17 protein-coding genes are annotated in these 17,690 nt (G+C 60.0%); 2 read left to right on the top strand and 15 right to left on the bottom strand.

Going from position 1 to position 17,690, the window contains the following annotated elements:
- Nucleotides 1-33 precede the first annotated feature (33 nt).
- The 12 genes from AC13RC_RS26040 to AC13RC_RS25985 form a co-directional block, all read right to left on the bottom strand.
- On the bottom strand, nucleotides 34-1,101 hold the full coding sequence (locus AC13RC_RS26040) for a substrate-binding domain-containing protein (protein WP_488487304.1): 1,068 nt from the start codon (nucleotides 1,099-1,101) through the stop codon (nucleotides 34-36).
- Nucleotides 1,098-2,123 (bottom strand): ABC transporter permease, encoded by a 1,026-nt coding sequence (locus AC13RC_RS26035; RefSeq protein WP_488558958.1) that lies wholly within the window; start codon nucleotides 2,121-2,123, stop codon nucleotides 1,098-1,100. The genes AC13RC_RS26040 and AC13RC_RS26035 overlap by 4 nt, the downstream gene beginning before the upstream one ends.
- A gap of 342 nt (nucleotides 2,124-2,465) precedes the next feature.
- Nucleotides 2,466-2,750: a YciI family protein gene (locus AC13RC_RS26030; protein WP_488558957.1), complete on the bottom strand. Its 285-nt coding sequence runs from the start codon at nucleotides 2,748-2,750 to the stop codon at nucleotides 2,466-2,468.
- A gap of 169 nt (nucleotides 2,751-2,919) precedes the next feature.
- Nucleotides 2,920-3,993, bottom strand: coding sequence for a maleylacetate reductase (locus AC13RC_RS26025; RefSeq protein WP_488558956.1), 1,074 nt, complete (start codon nucleotides 3,991-3,993; stop codon nucleotides 2,920-2,922).
- A 9-nt stretch (nucleotides 3,994-4,002) separates the two neighbouring features.
- On the bottom strand, nucleotides 4,003-4,884 hold the full coding sequence (locus AC13RC_RS26020; RefSeq protein ID WP_145324153.1) for an intradiol ring-cleavage dioxygenase: 882 nt from the start codon (nucleotides 4,882-4,884) through the stop codon (nucleotides 4,003-4,005).
- Between the two features lie 15 nt (nucleotides 4,885-4,899).
- Nucleotides 4,900-5,958: an SDR family oxidoreductase gene (locus AC13RC_RS26015; protein WP_488558955.1), complete on the bottom strand. Its 1,059-nt coding sequence runs from the start codon at nucleotides 5,956-5,958 to the stop codon at nucleotides 4,900-4,902.
- A gap of 4 nt (nucleotides 5,959-5,962) precedes the next feature.
- Nucleotides 5,963-6,946: a zinc-dependent alcohol dehydrogenase gene (locus AC13RC_RS26010; RefSeq protein ID WP_488558954.1), complete on the bottom strand. Its 984-nt coding sequence runs from the start codon at nucleotides 6,944-6,946 to the stop codon at nucleotides 5,963-5,965.
- 10 nt (nucleotides 6,947-6,956) lie between these two features.
- Nucleotides 6,957-7,970 carry a Gfo/Idh/MocA family protein gene (locus AC13RC_RS26005; RefSeq protein ID WP_488558953.1) on the bottom strand — a complete coding sequence of 338 codons (1,014 nt, stop codon included), beginning with the start codon at nucleotides 7,968-7,970 and terminating at the stop codon, nucleotides 6,957-6,959.
- Nucleotides 7,967-8,251 (bottom strand): YciI family protein, encoded by a 285-nt coding sequence (locus tag AC13RC_RS26000; protein WP_112343044.1) that lies wholly within the window; start codon nucleotides 8,249-8,251, stop codon nucleotides 7,967-7,969. The genes AC13RC_RS26005 and AC13RC_RS26000 overlap by 4 nt, the downstream gene beginning before the upstream one ends.
- Before the next feature lie 18 nt (nucleotides 8,252-8,269).
- Complete coding sequence (locus AC13RC_RS25995; RefSeq protein ID WP_488558952.1) at nucleotides 8,270-9,037, bottom strand: SDR family NAD(P)-dependent oxidoreductase; 768 nt, start codon at nucleotides 9,035-9,037, stop codon at nucleotides 8,270-8,272.
- A gap of 2 nt (nucleotides 9,038-9,039) precedes the next feature.
- Complete coding sequence (locus tag AC13RC_RS25990; protein ID WP_488558951.1) at nucleotides 9,040-10,113, bottom strand: zinc-binding dehydrogenase; 1,074 nt, start codon at nucleotides 10,111-10,113, stop codon at nucleotides 9,040-9,042.
- 58 nt (nucleotides 10,114-10,171) lie between these two features.
- Nucleotides 10,172-10,972: a glucose 1-dehydrogenase gene (locus tag AC13RC_RS25985; RefSeq protein WP_152096339.1), complete on the bottom strand. Its 801-nt coding sequence runs from the start codon at nucleotides 10,970-10,972 to the stop codon at nucleotides 10,172-10,174.
- 348 nt (nucleotides 10,973-11,320) lie between these two features.
- On the opposite strand from AC13RC_RS25985, the gene AC13RC_RS25980 reads away from it, so the two are divergent.
- Nucleotides 11,321-12,247, top strand: a complete 927-nt coding sequence (locus AC13RC_RS25980) for an NAD(P)-dependent oxidoreductase (RefSeq protein ID WP_488558950.1) — start codon at nucleotides 11,321-11,323, stop codon at nucleotides 12,245-12,247.
- A gap of 69 nt (nucleotides 12,248-12,316) precedes the next feature.
- The gene (locus tag AC13RC_RS25975; protein WP_152096341.1) at nucleotides 12,317-14,038 is read left to right on the top strand and encodes an extracellular solute-binding protein; all 1,722 of its coding nucleotides are present in this window, start codon (nucleotides 12,317-12,319) and stop codon (nucleotides 14,036-14,038) included.
- 65 nt (nucleotides 14,039-14,103) lie between these two features.
- Here the strand turns inward: AC13RC_RS25975 and AC13RC_RS25970 are convergent, their stop codons facing one another.
- The 3 genes from AC13RC_RS25970 to AC13RC_RS25960 are packed head-to-tail and all read right to left on the bottom strand — an operon-like array spanning nucleotide 14,104 to nucleotide 17,677.
- On the bottom strand, nucleotides 14,104-15,084 hold the full coding sequence (locus AC13RC_RS25970; protein WP_488558949.1) for an ABC transporter permease: 981 nt from the start codon (nucleotides 15,082-15,084) through the stop codon (nucleotides 14,104-14,106).
- Nucleotides 15,085-15,134: 50 nt separating this feature from the next.
- Nucleotides 15,135-16,655 (bottom strand): sugar ABC transporter ATP-binding protein, encoded by a 1,521-nt coding sequence (locus AC13RC_RS25965; protein WP_488558948.1) that lies wholly within the window; start codon nucleotides 16,653-16,655, stop codon nucleotides 15,135-15,137.
- Nucleotides 16,652-17,677: an ABC transporter permease gene (locus AC13RC_RS25960; protein WP_488558947.1), complete on the bottom strand. Its 1,026-nt coding sequence runs from the start codon at nucleotides 17,675-17,677 to the stop codon at nucleotides 16,652-16,654. Before AC13RC_RS25960 ends, AC13RC_RS25965 begins: the two co-directional genes overlap by 4 nt.
- Between the last annotated feature and the right edge of the window lie 13 nt (nucleotides 17,678-17,690).

Raw genomic sequence — 17,690 nt, 5'->3', positions numbered from 1 at the left:
CAGAGTCCCGGGCAGATCGACGAGACACTGCGATTACTTCGTAACGGCCTTGGCCTGATCCTCGGGCGGCAGCTCGGACGAAAGATAAATCGCGCCAGGCAGATCCTTGCGGCACTTCACAGCATTGGCGCCGCCGGCGACAGAATCTTCGAATGCTGGCGCCTTGAATGTTGTATCGGCCGGCGGCTTGCCGTCGGTTGCCAATGCAACGGCCCACTGAACGGCAAGACGAACGTTGTCATTGCCGGTCGCCACGGTGAAGAGCTTGAAATCAGGGTTGCTGGCCTTGTTCTCTTCGTAGAAGCAGCCGAGTGAATTGCCGTCGGAGGTCGCAAGCGCCGGGATCGATTTGCCCTGCTTGCCGAAGAGCGGCAGCGCGCCGACCATCGACGGACCGAAGTCGGAGATGATCACGTCGATCTTCGGGTTCTTGGCAATTTCCGCGGTCAACACCTTTTGCGTCAGGGCAGGATCCCAGTTGGTGACGGCGAAGGGTGCCTGATTGACGAAGACGTACTCGGCGCCCAACACCTTCTTGAGGCCCTTGAGCTCGTCAAGACCTTGACTGTTACCTGCAGGCCCGCTGAGGAATAGCAGATTTCCACCCTTGGGCAGGATCGACTTGATCCATTTGCCCCAGGTCTCGCCATCGTTCTCGAACGACGCTCCAACGAACTTGGAATAGTTTTGCCCATCCTTGCCGCCAACGGCCACACGATAGGGAACCACAACCTTGCCGGACTTGTAAACACTGGTCAGCGCCGGCAGGACCGCCGGTCCTGCATCGCCGAAGACGACCAACGCGTCGATGCCCTTCGCGGCCATGCTCTTGATATCGGAGATCGACTTCTGGGTATCGCCCTGACCGTCCGCATATTCGTACTTGGTTATGCTTGGACACAGCTCGACGGTCTGCTTACCGGAAGCGGTCGTCACTTGACGCCAGCTGTTGCCACCGTAGCCGTCGAGCAGCGCCAGCGTCGCCTTCTTGGGCCCGCACCAAGATGGGGTTTCCGCCCTGGCAATATCGGCGCTGGCGAAAACCGCCACCCCGAAAACGGCGCCAAGCGCCAATTGCTTCGCCATTGGATGATATCTCATTGTTTCTCCTCCACTTTTTTTACCCCGGTCGTCGATCTTAAATTTACCGTCCATCGGAACGAGTAAACACCGATGCCAAAACCCAGGGCGAGAGCCTGGATGATGGTCTGAGCGGAAAACGGCACACCGACTGTCAGTGCGAATTGGCTCAGTTGATTCAGGAAAAAGGCCGCTATGACGGTCGAAATCGGGAAGCCTCTGCCGCCGAGCAACGATGTGCCGCCAAGGACAACGACGGCTACGGACGGCAGCAGTAGGCTGTCGCCCTGGAAGGCTGTCGGCTCTCGCGTAATGCCGGCGATCAGCGTGCCGGCCAGACAGTAGAGTACTTGCGCCCACACATAGGCCATCATCTGGTGAGCGCGCACCCGCAGGCCGGCCGCCTGGCATGCCAGCGGATTGGCGCCGATCGCTTCGAACCTGCGGCCTGCGACCGTCTTCTTGAGCGTGAAGGAGACGACTACCATGGCGACAACCGCGAAGCCGACGGAGTTGGAGAGCCCGAACATCTGGCCTCCGGCGATCGTGGCCAGCAGGTTCGTCGTGATGGACGGAACGCCACCGGATACGGCAAATACGGCGCCGTAAAGCAGCGCGTTGGTTCCGATCGTAGCGATGATCGCATTTAGCCGGAAAAGGCTGACAAGAATGCCGTTCAGCAGGCCGGCAACGAGCGCAATGCCCAACGAGATCAGCACGGCCTGATAAAGCAACGCGTCGTCTTGCTGCGGGTAGTGCGTGGCCATAACCACAGCAAGAGACACGGCCCCTGGGAGGGAAAGATCGAAGCCACCCTGCTGCACCACAAGCAACTGCCCAAGACCGACGATCGCGATAATCGCGGCGAAAGGTAGGCTCCCAGAGAGGGCGCCGGATGACAGACTGGACGGCGCGAAAACACCGCAAAGCACAAGAAGAAGCAAAGTCGAGAGCATGACTGTCAGGAAGCTTCGCGCCAGCGGTATCGCCATGAAAGGCTCCTTGATCCGCTGGTTAGAAGCGATGGAGGTGATGTTCGTCATCGAAGCTTCTTTCCGCATTGTTCACGTCAGAACTCCCCGTTCCGCGACGGCCGGCGCCGCGGGTAGAAAGTCAACAAAGATGAATTTCGGCGTAGCGCTAGAGCTCGCGCCCCTTGATCGTCCGGACGACCCGTAGCGAGGAGTGGCTCAAATTTTTGTCGGCGAGGGAGTGCGGATGTGGTCTCGGACGCAAAGCCTCATACTCGGCATAATAACCGCTGCAGGCGCATCCAGCCTGCGCGAGCCAGTCTCGGACCTTGTCCCAATTGATAAATCGTACCGCTCTCATTTTCTCTCCTCCTTCGAAAACTGACCGGGCATCGAAATTCACTCGCCGCCGCGTCAGGCGTTGCCGCCTATCGTCGGGCGCCACTCGTAAATACTGACGGTCGAATAGACACCATGGCGCACGAACGGATCTTCAGAACTGAACCGGCGCATATCGTCCAGCGAGGCTACCTCGGCAATAACGACACCGCCGCTTCCCTTACCAGCGCCGTCCAGAATCGGTCCTGATTGAACCACGCGGATGCCTCCTGAGCGAAGATGACGTTTGTGATCTTCGAGATGAAGTTCGCGCGCTTCCGCCTTGCCTGGGTTGGATATTGCAACACGAACTGCCAGCATTGTCTCAGGCTCCTCACCAAACTCTCTATTCGCTCCTCCCGAGCGACCGGCGACTTGTAAATGTCGCGGCTATGATCGTACGCGGACCGAGAACAAAGGAAACAGAGGATTTATCCATTTTGGACCTCTGCTATTCCACCCTTCCACGTTTCTGCCAGGCAGCGCCAAGCTAGCTCAGATCACGCCCCAGGGGCGGCTTCCCTTGGAATGCACGATCAAGCAATGCGCTCAAAGCGGGCTCCTCAAGCTGGCGTGGATTCCAGTAAGCATTGGCCATTGCTTGTTCGACAGCGCTCTCGACACTGCCATCGGGCATTCCGAGGTCCTTCAGCGACATCGTCGCACCAAGTCGCTTCGCAAGATCAAAAAGACCTGTAGCCGGATCATCAACGGCCATGGCCCGCGACAAACGTTTCATGGCCGCTGGCGCAGCCGACGCGTTGTAGGCGACAGCATGCGGAAGAACTGCGGTGTGCAACGGGGCATGGGGCAGATTGAACATTCCGCCCAGCGTATGACAAAGCTTGTGATGTAGCGCCATGCCGACCGCGCCAAGGCAGACGCCGCAGAGCCATGCCCCGTAGAGCGCATCGGAGCGCGCGTTGCGGTTACCAGGATCGGCGTGAATAAGCGGCAGCGAACGAGTGACCGCCGATATTCCCTGTTCGGCCATCAACGAGATGATCGGGTTCGCTTCCCTGGCATAAAGCGCTTCCACGGCGTGCGCGACAGCGTTGATGCCGCTGGTCACCGACAGCGCGACCGGCAGGGTCAGGGTCAGATCCACGTCATATATGACGACTTCGGGAAGAATGCGCGGATCGGACTTGGTGACCTTGCGACCACCTTCAGTTTCGCCCAGGATCGGCGTTGCTTCCGAACCCGCATAAGTCGTCGGCACGACGATCTGAGGCAGATCGGTACGAAATGCGATTGCTTTTCCAAGTCCGGTAGTCGACCCGCCTCCGACCGAAAGCACGGCATCGGCCGAGCACTCCTTGAGGGACTGCATGGCATCCGCAGTCACCTCCACGGGAGTGTGCATCTGCGCTTTCGAATAGGTTCCGACGACGCGCGATCCCAGATGTTTGGCGATGCTAGCCGCTTGTCCAGCCTGCTCAGGCGTCGAGAGCACAAGAATTCGCTTTGCCTTCAGCCGGTCTGCCTCCTCAGGGAGGCGGGCAATCGTGCCGCTGCCAAAGACAACGCGACCGGGATTTCCTGTATAGACGAAATCTTCCAATGCTGGCTCCTAACGCGTCTGATCTGGTCTTGCCAGAACGAAATCGTAATCGGATCGCCAGAGCGTTTCATCGCCTTCGACCCGCGTGAACGGCGCGACAAGGGTCTTCTTGACGCCGAATACCGTGTCCGACTCCAGATAGGGATCACCGCCGACGAAGGTATGCGTCACCAACTTCTGGAAGCCCTCTGCACGCACCATGTAATGCATATGCGCCGGGCGATACGGATGGCGGCCGAGGCTTGCCAGCATCTTTCCGACCGGCCCATCGTCGGGGATGGGATAGGACACCGGCTTGATGCCGATGAAGCTGTAGCGTCCGTCTTCAGCAGTCACGAACACGCCGCGATTGTTCCATTTCGGCTGGATATCGGGCTGCTGAACGTCGTAGTAGCCCTCGGCATTGTCGGACCAGACATCGATCCTCGCCCCGGCGACAGGATTGCCGTCGAGGTCGAGCACGCGCCCGATGAAGAGACAGCTCTCGCCCTTACCATCCAGGCAGATCTGATCGCCCATCTGGCGAACGGGGCAACCCTCGACATGGAAAGGACCGAAGACGGTGTTTTCGGTCGCACCTTGCGGCCGCCTGTTGTTAATGGCGTCGACCAGCATGGAAAGACCGAGTGTATCCGAGAGCAAAATGAATTCCTGACGCTCCTGCGTACAGATCTGCCCGGTGCGCGTCAGGAAATCGATGCCGAATTCCCATTCTTCCTGCGTGAGCTCGGTCTCGCGCGCGAAATTATGGAGATGCTTCACGAGAGATGCCATGATCTCGGCAAGTCGCGGATGGACAGTCTTGGCCATGCGGGCGTTAACGGTCTCGATCGAGTTTTCTTCGGTGAAATATCCATCCGGCGAAGCCGGCGTGGTGAGGTCGGCATTCATGCGATCCTCCTTCAATTAGGGTATGATGCGATCCGCGCGCAGGCGGTCGAAAGCGTCGGTGAAGGATTCGGTCGTGTCCTGATAGTCCATGAAGCCGAGTTTGCGGCTACGGCCCATGTCGTTGAAAGTTTCGACCTGACGTCCGAGATCTGCGTCCGAGTGCCAGAAGGACGCGACCCGTGACAGCGCGTTGGGCTGCAATTTGTATTTTCTTACCATCCCGTTCCAGAGCTCGTCCGCGCCTGCCATTTGGATTTCTAGGGGATCTGGCGCACCTGAGTAGGGTGCCGCCTCAATGCCGAAATAGGCGGCGATCCGAGGCCAGAGCCATTTCCACCGGAAAACCTCGCCGTTGACGACATTGAAGGCGAGATTGGCGGCATCCTTCGTGGTTGCGGCCCATCGAAGATGACGGGCAAGCAGGCGCGCATCGGTGACATCGGTCGCCGCCTGCCATTGCTGCGGCGATCCCGGGAATATGAAGGGTCTATCCGTCTCCTTGCAGATCGATGCGTAGACAGCGAGCGTTGCCGCCATATTCATCGCGTTTCCGACGGCATAGCCGATTAGCGTATGCGGTCGGTGGATTGACCACGTAAACCCATCGCGGGCGGCGGCGGCGAAAACCTCGTCTTCCTGGACGTAGTAGAAGTTGTCGCCCGGCAGACGGGCCTGCTCTTCGCGAAACGGTGTTTCCGGTTGCGTCTTCGCGTAGGTTTCGAACGGACCGAGATAGTGCTTGGTCCCGGTCGTCAGCGCGACATGTTTGACGCTCCCGCCTTGCAATCCGTCGAGCACATTGCGGACGATCGCTCCGTTCACCTTGCAGTTTTCCGCTTCCGTTTCCCGGCGCGACCAGGCTGTGATGAAGACGTGTGTCGGCCGCAAGCCAAGCAGCGCGCCGCGGACGGAATCCGGATCGACGAGATCGCATTGAAGCGTTTGCACGCCTGCAACAGGGCTGACGGATCGGGACAAGCCCGACACACTCCAGTCATCGGAGGCCAGCAGGAGTTCAGCGAGATTGCTTCCAGTAATGCCGGTCGCGCCGACAATCAGGGCATGCTTGCTCATGTGTTCAACCGTTCAACAGGGTGATCTTGATACTCTTCGTAGGGTCCTGACCGAACGAGAAGGCCTGGACTGCCTCCGTCAGGGCAAAGTCATGCGTCTGGATCGGCGACAGATCGATGCCCGTGCGTTCCAGGAAGCGAATGGCGGCAGGCCAGACGCCCGGCGAGCCAATACAGCCGCGCACGGTTAGGTTCTTCATCTGAATCTGGCCGATCGTGACCGGCACCTTGCGGCCGATATTGATGCCCACCATCGACATGCGACCTTCCTCACGGGCGTAGTCGAAGGCCGCAGCAAGCGACGCGTCGTGGCCAGAAGCCTCGATGACAAGATCGGCGCCATGGCCACCCGTCAGCTCGCGAATCCTATCGGCGGCACTACCGTCGGTCGGATCGATCGCCTCGTCGGCGCCAAGGCGCCTTGCCACCTCACGGCGCGAGGCCAGCGGATCGACAACGATGACCCGGGCACCCATGCCGATCGCCGCCGCGGCCGAGACGAGGCCGATCGTGCCGCCGCCCGAGACGACGACGGTCTCGCTGGCATTGGTGCCGCCGGAGCGCAGCACCGCATAGAAGCCGCAGGTAAAAGGCTCGATCAGAGCCGCCTTCTTGTCATCCACCGCATCGGGTAGTTTGTGCAGCCATTCCGGATTGACGGCAAAGAATTCGCGGTCCGCGCCGCTCATGGAAAAGCCGAAATGGTGCAGCCGCTCCGGCGTCTTCACCACGCATTCGCCCACAACCCGGTCCCCCCTCTTGAAGCCCTTGACGTTGCGTCCGACCTCGACGATCTCCCCGCTCCACTCGTGGCCCGGGGTCACGGGATAGGAAATCGGGATGATGTAGCGCCCCGCCAGAAGCTCATAGTCGGAGTGGCAGATGCCGACGGCCTTGGTGTGAACCAGCACTTCGTGCGGCGAAAGGTCGGGCATGCCGACATCGGCGATAACAGGCTTTTCGGGTGCCTCGAAAACCAGAGCTTTCACGTCGTCCTCCCTAGACCTCGACCAGCGCGCCGCTCTTCGATGAGCGCACGATGGCTTCGAGCAATGCAATATTGTTGACCATGTCCTCGCCGGTGATCGGATAATCCGCCTCGCCGCGAACCGCCTTGGCAAAAGCTCTGAGATTGTCGCGGACCGGCTCGGCCGGCGGCACTTCCCGCATCATGATTGGCTTGTTCTTCCAACCCTCCGTGACGATCCAGCCGTCGGGTGCTTCGACATGCGCCTTGTCGCGTACCTCGATCCATCCATTCGTACCGAAGATAGCGAAACGCGAGATGAAGGGCGTCGCAAGCGTCGCCGAAATATAGGCTGAACCACCATCGGCAAAGCGGATATGCGCGCTCATCGTATCGCCCTGCGGAATATTTGAAGCGAGGTTTTCGCAAACGACGCGGACATCCTTTGCCAGGCCCATCAGCTTGACGGCAAGGTCGGTCAGATGGATGCCAGTTGCGGTCATGCCGCCGGCAGGAGCCTGATTGGCCTTCAGCCGCCAGTTCGACGCGTCGAGGCCGAGGAACTTGTCGTGGCTGAAATTTGCCTCGATCTGCAGCAGCCGGCCGAGCCTTCCCGATTTGGCTGCCTCCAGGATCTCGGCGATCGGCGGCTCGAAACGACGCTCATGGCCCATGCCAAGAACGAGGCCTGCCTTGCGGCAAAGTGCAACGGAGGCTTCGGCGCCGGCTCGGGTCAGATCGAGAGGTTTTTCGCAAAAGACATGCTTGCCAGCGGCAACGACACGGGCGATCTGCTCCCGATGCAGCGAATGCGGTGTCGCGAGCACGACCGCTTCGATGGTCGGGTCGGCCAGAGCCTCATCCATGTCGGGCGAATATTGCAGACCCATCTGGACGGCAAAGGCGGCCGCGTCAGGGCTGGGATCGACCGCGCGCACGAAGTGCATCTTCGCGCCGCCAGCATTGACGAGGCTCGCCATCTTGCGACCCCACCAGCCGAGGCCAACGAGCGCCGCCACGACCGGCTTTTTCTCGATCACCGTCATCGATTGTCGACCCGCTTGCTGAAGGGATGGATGTTGACGGACTTCCAGACGCCGGCCTTGGTAAAGGGATCGGCCTTATTGAAGGCGACGATCTCTTCCTTGGTGTCGGCTTCGAAGACGAAGAGAGAGCCGATCATGGTTTCGTTATCATCGGCGAGCAGTGGGCCGGAAATGACGGTCTTGGTCTTGCCGGCCGAAAGATAAGCCTTGTGGGCATCGTAATTGGCAAGCCGCTTTTCGACAGCGCCTTCGTGATCGAGGCAATGAACTGCATAAAACATCGATTATTCCTTTCGAATTCAAGCGATAGAGTAGCCGCCATCGACCATCAGCAGCTGGCCAGTGATGCCGCTCGCCGCATCGGAGAGCAGGAAGGCCACGGTTGCAGCAATCTCTTCGGGTTTGATCAGACGATTGACCGGCGTGTCATCAAGCCACTTCTGCATGACGGCAGGCTGCGTGCGGCCAACCTCGGCCAACATCACGGTATCGGTGTATCCTGGGCCGACCGAGTTGACACGTACGCCTGAGCGCGCCCATTCAGCCGCCAGAACCCGGCACATGTGAGCGACGCCAGCCTTCGAAACATCGTAGCCGACATGTAGCTCCGGCCGCACGGCTTTGACGCCGGCAATCGACGCCGTCATCACCACCGAACCACGTCCGGCCGACACCATCGAGCGCGCGAAAGCCTGTACCGTCCAAAAGACGCCGTCGAGATTGACGGACATGACCGTGCGCCAGTCTGCCTCACTGTGCTCCAGCGCCGGGCGTTCATACGACATGCCGGCATTGGCGAAGATACCGTCGAGAGGGCCGAAACGCTCACCGACCTTCGCCGCCACAGCCTCAACCGAACTCTTGTCGGCAACGTTGAACGTGACGGCCTCGGCCTTTCCTCCCGCCGCCCGAACGGCGTCGCGCGTGTTTTCGACCGCACCATCGCGATCGGCGGCCACGATGGTTGCGCCGAGCGAGGCGAGATAAAGGGAAGTCGCGCTGCCGATGCCGCCGGCGGCACCCGTGATCAGAAACGTCCGACTGCTGAGATCCATCGGGTTCATCATGATCAGGCCTTCATATTGACGAGGATTTTCATGTGGGTGGCCTTAGGGTCGAGCAGCGCCTCGAAGCCCTTTTCCACCACGTCTTCGGGCGCGATCTCGGCCGTGACAACCTTTTCGACCGGGAAAATGCCGGCGCCGATCATCGAGGCAATGCGGGGCCAGATCGTCACCGGGTAGCACCAGGTTGCCTCGACCGTGATGTCCTTCAGCGCCCAGAGCATCGCATCGATCGCAGCCGGCTTCACATGTAGGCCGACCTGCACGACGGTGCCACGACGACGCACGGCCTTGGCGCAAAGGTTCAGCGATGCTTCGGCGCCGACGCATTCAAGCGCGACATCGACACCAACGCCTTCTTCGGTCTGGTCGCGGAACAGCTTCTCTGCATCCGTTTCGCGCGGATCGAAGACGATCGCCTCGGGCACCAGCTGTTGTGCCAGCGCGCGGCGGTTCGGATTGAACTCGGAGACGAAGATCTTAGTCCCGCCGGCAGCCTTGGCCGCGAGCAGAACCAGCGCGCCGATCGGCCCGACACCTGACACGAGCACACTGCTGCCGCTCGTCACGCCACCGCGATCGACACCATAAACGGCTACGGCCGCCGGCTCGATCATCGCGGCTTGAACGTCCGAGACCGTATCCGGCACCGGAATGGCGTTGTAGCCGTTGACGACGGCGCGTTCGCCCATGCCGCCCCAGTCCCAGGAGAGCCCGACAACAGCCATGTTTTCGCTGAGATGGAAGAGGCCGCGACGACCGTAATAATCATCGCGTGGCGAAATCAGCGGCTGGATGGAAACGCGCGAGCCGGGCGAGACATGCGTGACGTTCTTGCCCACCTCCAGAACGCGCGCGGAAAACTCGTGGCCCAGGATCTGCGGAAGGATAGCGCCGGAATAGGAGTTGGGGGTTGCCGGCGTGACGATCGGGCCTGCGATATATTCGTGTATGTCCGTGCCGCAGATGCCACAGACCAAGGGCTCGATCAGCACCATGTCGTCGCCGAGCGGGCCGCTGGGTGCCAGCACATCTTCGACTCGGATGTCTCTCTTCGCGTAATATCGTACAGCCTTCATCGCAATGCCTTTCGTGATTGCAGTTGGTGGCCGCAGTCGCGGACCAGTCGCATGTGTTTCAGATCAGGACCATGCCGCCGTCGACCATCACCGTTTGTCCGGTGACGTAATCCGATGCATCGGAGGCGAGGAATGTCGTTACGCCTGTGATATCTTTGGGAAGCGAGACGCGCCCGAGCAGGATGGACTGGGAGAACTCGTTGAGCGCCTGTTCCGGCTTCTCGGTCAGCCCATGCTCGATGAATTCACGGTCTAGCTGCTCCCAAAGCTCCGTCTTAACAACGCCAGGGCCGAAGCAGTTCACAGTGATCTTATGCTCAGCCAATGCGCGGGCCGCAGCCTGTGTAATGGCGACGACGGCAAATTTCGACGCACAGTAATGCGCAAAGAGCGGATAGCCCTGCTTGCCGGCGATCGACGCTGTATTGATGATCTTTCCGCCGCCGCCCTGGGCGATCATCTGCTTTGCCGCTTCCTGCGTCCCGATCAGCACACCTCGGCCGTTGATCGCCATGATGCGGTCGAAGTCCTCGTCGGTGACTTCAAGGAATGGGCAGGTCTGGCTGATGCCGGCGTTGTTGAACATCACGTCGAGCCGGCCGAAATGCGAGACGGTCGTTTCGATCAACGCCCGAACGTCCTTACGGCTCGATACGTCCACCCCGACGGCAATGGCGCTGCCGCCCTGCGAAGAAATCTTTGAGGCGGTCTTCTGCGCAGCCGCCGCGTTCAGATCGGCGATGACGACATGGGCGCCCTTGTCGGCAAGGTCCGAAGCTATGCCAGCACCGATACCCCGTGCTGAGCCGGTTACGATAACCACCTTGCCGGCAACGGCTGCAACGACGCTCGATCCCATTTCATACTCCTCCGACATGCCGGCAAACCGACAAAAAGATATCGTCCGCGGCAGCGCTGAGCTTCCGCGTTTTCCTTTTTTTTCTGACGGCTTATTCCTCCCGAGGAACCGCCGTGCGATCCGGGATTGAAGCTACGGGTGAATACGCGCTTCGACAAATCTTTAATTATCCGAAACGGATATTTTCAATACAGCAAACGATCTGCCTGCGGCGTTAGTATTTCAGCAGGAGGAGAGTGCATGCACCGAGCGGTCCGACGGCCCGATTGGCTTGTTCGCGCTCCTTCGTGAAATGACGGCATCGAATATTTCTGGATCGCACCTGCTTCCAGGCAAGAAAGGTTATGCATGAGCGACACGTTGAGAGTGGGTTGGGCGGGCATCGGAAAGATGGGGGCCCCCATGAGCAGGCGCGTTCTGGAGCGCGGATATCCCCTGTCCGTCTATGAACCGCTGCCGGAAAACCGCGCGTCGGTCGTCGCCCAGGGCGCGAACGTCGCGTATAGCCTCGAGGATCTCGTCGAGGCCTCGGACGTGATCATACTCACGATTCCGAACGATGCCATTTTGCGCCAGCTGACGCTCGGGCCATCGGCACTCGTCGATCTCCTCAAGCCCGGCCAGATCCTGGTAGAGATGAGCACCGTCTCGCCCGAACTCTCGGCCGAAGTCGCCGAGGCACTCGTCCGCAAGAGGGTCGCCTATCTTCGCGCGCCGGTTTCAGGCAGCACCGTCACGGCATCGGCAGGGATGTTGTCGGTGATGGTTTCGGGACCCGAAGCGGACTACCGCAAGGTCGAGCCGATTCTTGCAAGCTTTGCGGCGAAGCAGTTCTATCTCGGCGAGGGTGAAGAGGCTCGTTATCTGAAACTCGTCCTGAACGCCCTGGTCGGTGCGACCGCGGCCCTGCTTGGAGAGGCCCTGACGCTCGGGCTCAAGGGAAATCTCTCAGTCGAGACGATGCTGAATGTCATCTGTGAAAGCGCCGTTGCCTCGCCGCTGATCGCCTACAAGCGGGACCTGCTGGTGAAACGGAATTTCGATCCGGCATTTTCGGTTTCGCAGATGATGAAGGACTTCGATCTCATTCTCGGCGCTGCGAAGTCTGACCACGTACCGATGTATCTCGCCTCTATGATCCGCCAGCAATATGAGGCCGCCTTCGCCGATGGTCTCGCCGAAAAGGACTTCTTCGTTCTCTTCGAACAATACGAGCGCCTTGCCGGTTTGAAGCGAGATCAATCCGGATCATCGCACGTACTCAAGGCCATATAGGCAGACTGGTGAAAGGACGACTTGCCAGCTAGTGTGATCGTCGGAAACGCGACGGTTTGGGAGGCCGACGTGAACGAATATGAGATGTTACGCGTCATCGATTTCATCGAGAAGACGCGCCGGCCCTTTCGAGAGGTTGTGGCGGAGGCCGACGATGATGCCATCTGGCTTATCGTCACCTTCCTGGTCAAATCGCATATTCTCAGCCAGACGGTTTCCATTTCGACCCTTGGGCAGGAATCCGGCCTGCCTTACGCGACGTCGATGCGGCTGATCAACAGGCTGATCGACAGCGGTTACATCGCCAAGGTTGCGAAAGGTTCTTCGGGCAAGAGCTTTGCGCTGCAGCCCAGCGAGCAGCTTCTCCGCTCCTTCGAAGTCTACGCGCGAAAGACGAAATCCCTTCTTGCGCAGACCCTTGGCCTGCGTGCCGGCGAAGAGGAAGACGAGTATTATTTCGGCGGGACTCCCCTGGGGTCGCAGATCATTCCGCCAATGCGTCTCGTCCAGAAGCGTGCTGAATCGCAGATCGAACTGCGCTTCCTGCTGAACGACGACAATTACTTCTCGGCCATGCGCAACATGTGGGCCGACTTTCGCAATAACCTCGCCTCGCGCAAGAATTTCGATCTGCTGCCGCTTCCCGAGCTCTATCGCCGGGCGCGTGAGAATGGCGCCAAGCCCCGCTCCGATTACGACGTTATCGCGATCAACATGCCCTGGCTTGGCGAGTTCGCAGAAAGCGGCGTCATCCGGCCGATTGACCAATATGTCCAGAAGACCGGCATCAATCCGCTCGACTTCCACCCGTCGATCTGGTCGGCCGCGACCTGGGAAGGCAAAGACTACGGCGTCCCGGGCTATTGCACGGTCGAGTTCCTGGCTGCCCGCAAGGACCTATTTGCCGACGCAGGCCTGTCCTTCCCCAAGACCTTTGACGACGTCATCAGCGCCGGACGCAAATTCCATGCACCTGATGACGGGATGTACGGCGCCGTCTGGGATGGCGCACGTGGCATGCCGATCGCGTCGAGCTTCCTGTTCTTCATGGGCGCCTGCGGCCATCCCGCCATTTCGCTTCGCAAGACGCGTTCTGGTTTCACTCTCGATGGAACCAATCTCGAGGAACTGAGCTGCACCATCCTGTCCGATGCCGGATTTGCGGCACTCGATTACATGCGCCGGCTGGTGGAGATATCACCGCCGACGATCCTCGAGATGGCGTGGGACCAGACACTCGAAGTGTTTTTGAAGGGCAAGGCAAGCCTTGGTTACTTCTGGACCATGCGCGCGGCTCGCTTCGAATATGACGTCCAGTCAGTGGTCAAGCGCCGGGTCGAGTATCTGCCGCAGCCGTTCGGACCTGGAGGCACCCGCGCCTCTCCGATCGGCGGCTTTCTCTTCTGCATCCCGACCAATCTGCCCGAAGAGCGCGTCGAACTGGCCGCCGACGCGATCGCTTGGATGGCGTCGCGGGAAGCTATGAAGGCGCATGTGAAGAACGGCTTCCCGGTCGCGCCGCGCTTTTCTGTCAGCGCCGATCCGGAAGCGGCTGCGAGCTCACCGATCGTGCGCTTCGTCGACCAATTGGCAAAGAAGAACCTTCTTCATACCTGGCAGCGCCCCAATATTCCGCAATACACGACAATTGAGAAGGTTCTGGGCGTAGAGATCCATGACGCCCTGCTCGGCAACAAACCGACAAGACTTGCTCTCGAGGACGCGTCGGCCCAGATCGAAGCCAGCCTCAAATCCACGCAAAGAGACTGGGTCAGGCGAAGCGCGGTCTAGCGCAACGCAAAGGGGCGGTCCGAACGAACCGCCCCTTGATCTCTCATAACCGGCCGCAAGCGGCACTATTTGATGATGCCGAGCTTGCTGCGGTCGGTCGTCAGCGCCACTGCAATCAGCGCAGTGAGACCGAACACGATGTTTTGCGCCGTCGGCTGCACGCCGATGATGACTGTCACGATGCGCAGCCAGGACGTGATCAGGCCGCCGACGACCGCCGGAAGCAGCCCGCCGACACCGCCCGAGATCGCAGTGCCGCCGAGCACGACACCGACGATGGACAGAAGCAGCAGGTTGCCGGCAAGAGTTGGCGAACTGAATGTGGTGATGGAAATCAGGAACAGACCCGCGACCGCCGCACAACCGGCCGAAATTGCAAAGATGACGGTACGGACGGCGACGACATTGACGGCAGACATGATCGCGGCCCGCTCACCGGTGCCGAGCGCGTAAATATCCCGTCCAAACCGCAGATATCGCATCAAAAAGCCGAGCACCGCGACAACGACGATCAGCGCAATTATCGTGTTCGGGATCTCTGCGGTGTTGTTCGAGAGATAGGCAACGAAAAAATCATTTTCGGGGATCGGCTCCGCCGTCGCGTTTGAAAGAAGCAAAGCAAGCCCTGACAACATGCTTAGCGTACCGAGCGTGACGATGAAAGATGGCAGCTGGAGCCAGGAATGCAGAAAGCCCTGGGCCGCACCGAATGCCATGGCGAGCAGGATGACGACGAGCGACGTCCATGGGCCAAAGATCGGATTGAGGACGACGACAAGGACGCCGGTGAGTGAAGCGACGCCGGCGACTGACAAGTCGATACTGCCCGCCAGGATCGGCAGCGTTCCGCCAATTACCAGCGCAATGATCGGCGCCGCATCGGACAGGAAGCTCAGGAGCGAGTCCAGCTCGATCACGCCGGGGGCAATCACCGCGCTGATCGCCACAAGCGCAATCAGAACGGCCAGCGGTCCAAGCGATCTCATCAAGCCCGGCCTTTGGCTGCGGAGCGCCGAGATCACCGCGCTGTCCAATGTATTTTCCATGATCGTCAATCCCTTATCCGAAGTCCAACTTGGGCGCCGTCACGTCCGGCTCAGACCATGGCCGCGACGACTTCCTCTTCTTTCGGCAATGCGCCATTGGCGAGGTCGAAATGCGCGGTGATCTCACCATCCCGCATGACCAGGATGCGGTCCGAGAGCTCAACCAGCTCCGAGATCGTGTCGCCGACGAAGACGATCGACAGACCTTTCTCCGCCTGCTGCCGGATAACGGCAAACAGATCGTCGCGGGCGCCGGGATCGAGTCCACGGCTGGGGTGGTCGAGGAAGAGAACCTTTAACCGTTTCGCCAAAAGCCACTTTGCCAGGACAGTCTTCTGCTGGTTGCCGCCGCTCAGGCTCGATATCGGCGCATATGGCGTGTGCATCTTGACGTTGAGGCGCTTCATCCACTCGAGAGCCGCCGGCCGTTCGCTGCTTCGCCTCAGGATGACCGAGCGCCAGCCATAGTCGAGGCCGAACGTAAGAACTGCGTTCTCGAAAAGAGACCGGCTCGGCAGCATGCCCTCCGCCCGGCGGTCAGCCGGCAGATATCCAATACCCTCGCGTACCGCGTTTCGCGGACTGCCCGGGGTCATCGCCCTGCCCTCGATCGCAATCCTTCCGGAATCGATCCGCTCTGCGCCAAAGACGGCTCGGCACAATTCCTCGGCGCCTGAACCCAGCACTCCGGCGATGCCCAGAATCTCGCCGCGGCGAAGTTCGAAACCGACATTGCGGAAATGCTGTGCGCTGCCAAGCTGCTCGATCTTCAGCACCGGCTTGTCATCGGATGCCGCAGCAGGCCCCCGGATAGATCGCGCGTTGCTCAACCGCTGACGTCCAACCATCAGCTCGTAGAGCTCATTTCGGTCGACTGAACGGCTTTCACGTTCGGCGACCTTGCGGCCGTCGGTCATCACGACGATCCGGTCGCTGATCTCCAGGACCTCCTCAAGCCGATGCGAGACGAAGACAATCGTCGCATTCCCACGCAACCGGTTTATCTGCTTGAAGAGCAGCTTGATTTCTTCAGGTGTGAGAACGGAGGTGGGCTCATCGAAGAGAATGACCGGAGGGCGATCGACGAGTTCCTCGATCGCGAGAACCTTGGCGAGCTCCACCTGCTGGCGTTCGGCGAAGCGCAATTCCTCGACGAGAGCCTTCACCGGCAATTCGACCGAGATTTTGCGCAGTTGCTCCTCAGCCGCCTTGTTCAGCGCTCCCCACCGGTAGAGACCGTTCTTCATGGCCGGGTGTGGCTTGTCGAGGAAGATATTTTCCGCAACTGTCAGATTCGGAATGAGAGACTGCTCCTGATGAACCATGCCGATGCCGAAGCTGCCGGCGGTGGACGCCGAATCCAGTACAATCGGTTCGCCATCGAGAATGATCTGCCCGTCATCGGGCATTGCCAATCCCGCCAGGATCTTGAGAAGCGTCGACTTGCCCGAGCCATTCTGGCCAATCAATCCGAGAACCTGGCCAGCCGGGATTTCGAGATCGATCCCTTCGAGCGCAACGACGCTGCCATAGGTCTTGCGGATACCTTTGAGAACGAGCGAGCCTGTCATTTTACGACCCTCAGTTTGCGACGGCGATGCCAGCCGCCTGCAGCAACGGCGACTACGATGACCGCGCCGCTGATGATATGACGCGTATAGGGACCTGCGCCGATCTGGATCAGGCCGTTGTTCAGCACCTCAAGCAGCAGGGCGCCCAGTGCGGATTGAACCGCGCCGCCACGTCCACCCGTCAGAACGGTGCCGCCGAGAACAGCAGCACTGATCGCGGGAAACAGAAGTCCGTTGCCGATATTCGCGTTACCGGTGCTGAGCTGAGCGGAAAGCAGCACGCCGCACATGCCCGCGAGCAGACCGCAAATCGAAAAGGCCGCGATCCTTACCCACCGAATGCGCAGACCGGATGCGACCAGCAGGCCTTCGTCTCCACCGATCGCGTAGATCATGCGGCCTAGCCGCGTGAAATTCAGGACCAGCTGGCTGACGATGATGACGGCGAGCGCGATGTAGACGATAAGGCTCAGATCGAAGATTCGAACACGGGCTAGGTTGAGAATGAGCGGATCGTTGATCTGCGGCACGCGCGACGGAAAGAGAACGGCGGCAATACCGAGCCCGACAAACCAGGTTCCGAGCGTCACGATCAGCGACGGCATCTGCAACACCGCATTGAGCACAGCGTTGAAGAAACCGAAGCCGAGGCCGACCGCCAGCGCCGCCAGCAGGCCGACCAGGCCGTAGTCGTTGCCGTTGACGCCGTTTGCGACAAGCAGGGCAACGATCATGCTCGTCGTCGCCATGGTGCCTTCGACCGACAGGTCGATGGAACCCATGATGACGACGAAGCTGATGGCAGCGGCGAGAATGGCTGGAACCGCCGCTGCCTCAATCACGGATTTGAGGTTGTCGATCGTAAAGAAGCTACCGCTGACCAGCTGGAAGCCTACGGACAGCACGATGAGCGCCACGATCGGGCCTGCAAACTGCGTCCATGACGACTTGCTTCCGATTTCGCCAAAAAGCGCCAGCGAGCGAGCGCCGGTTTTGGAGTTCATACTGGTAGCGGCGTCCATCGACCCCTCCTCC

Source organism: Martinezella sp. CNPSo 3890, assembly GCF_057784455.1.
The sequence above is the reverse complement of the archived record's forward strand: the minus strand, read 5'-3'. Positions and strand labels throughout refer to the sequence as shown.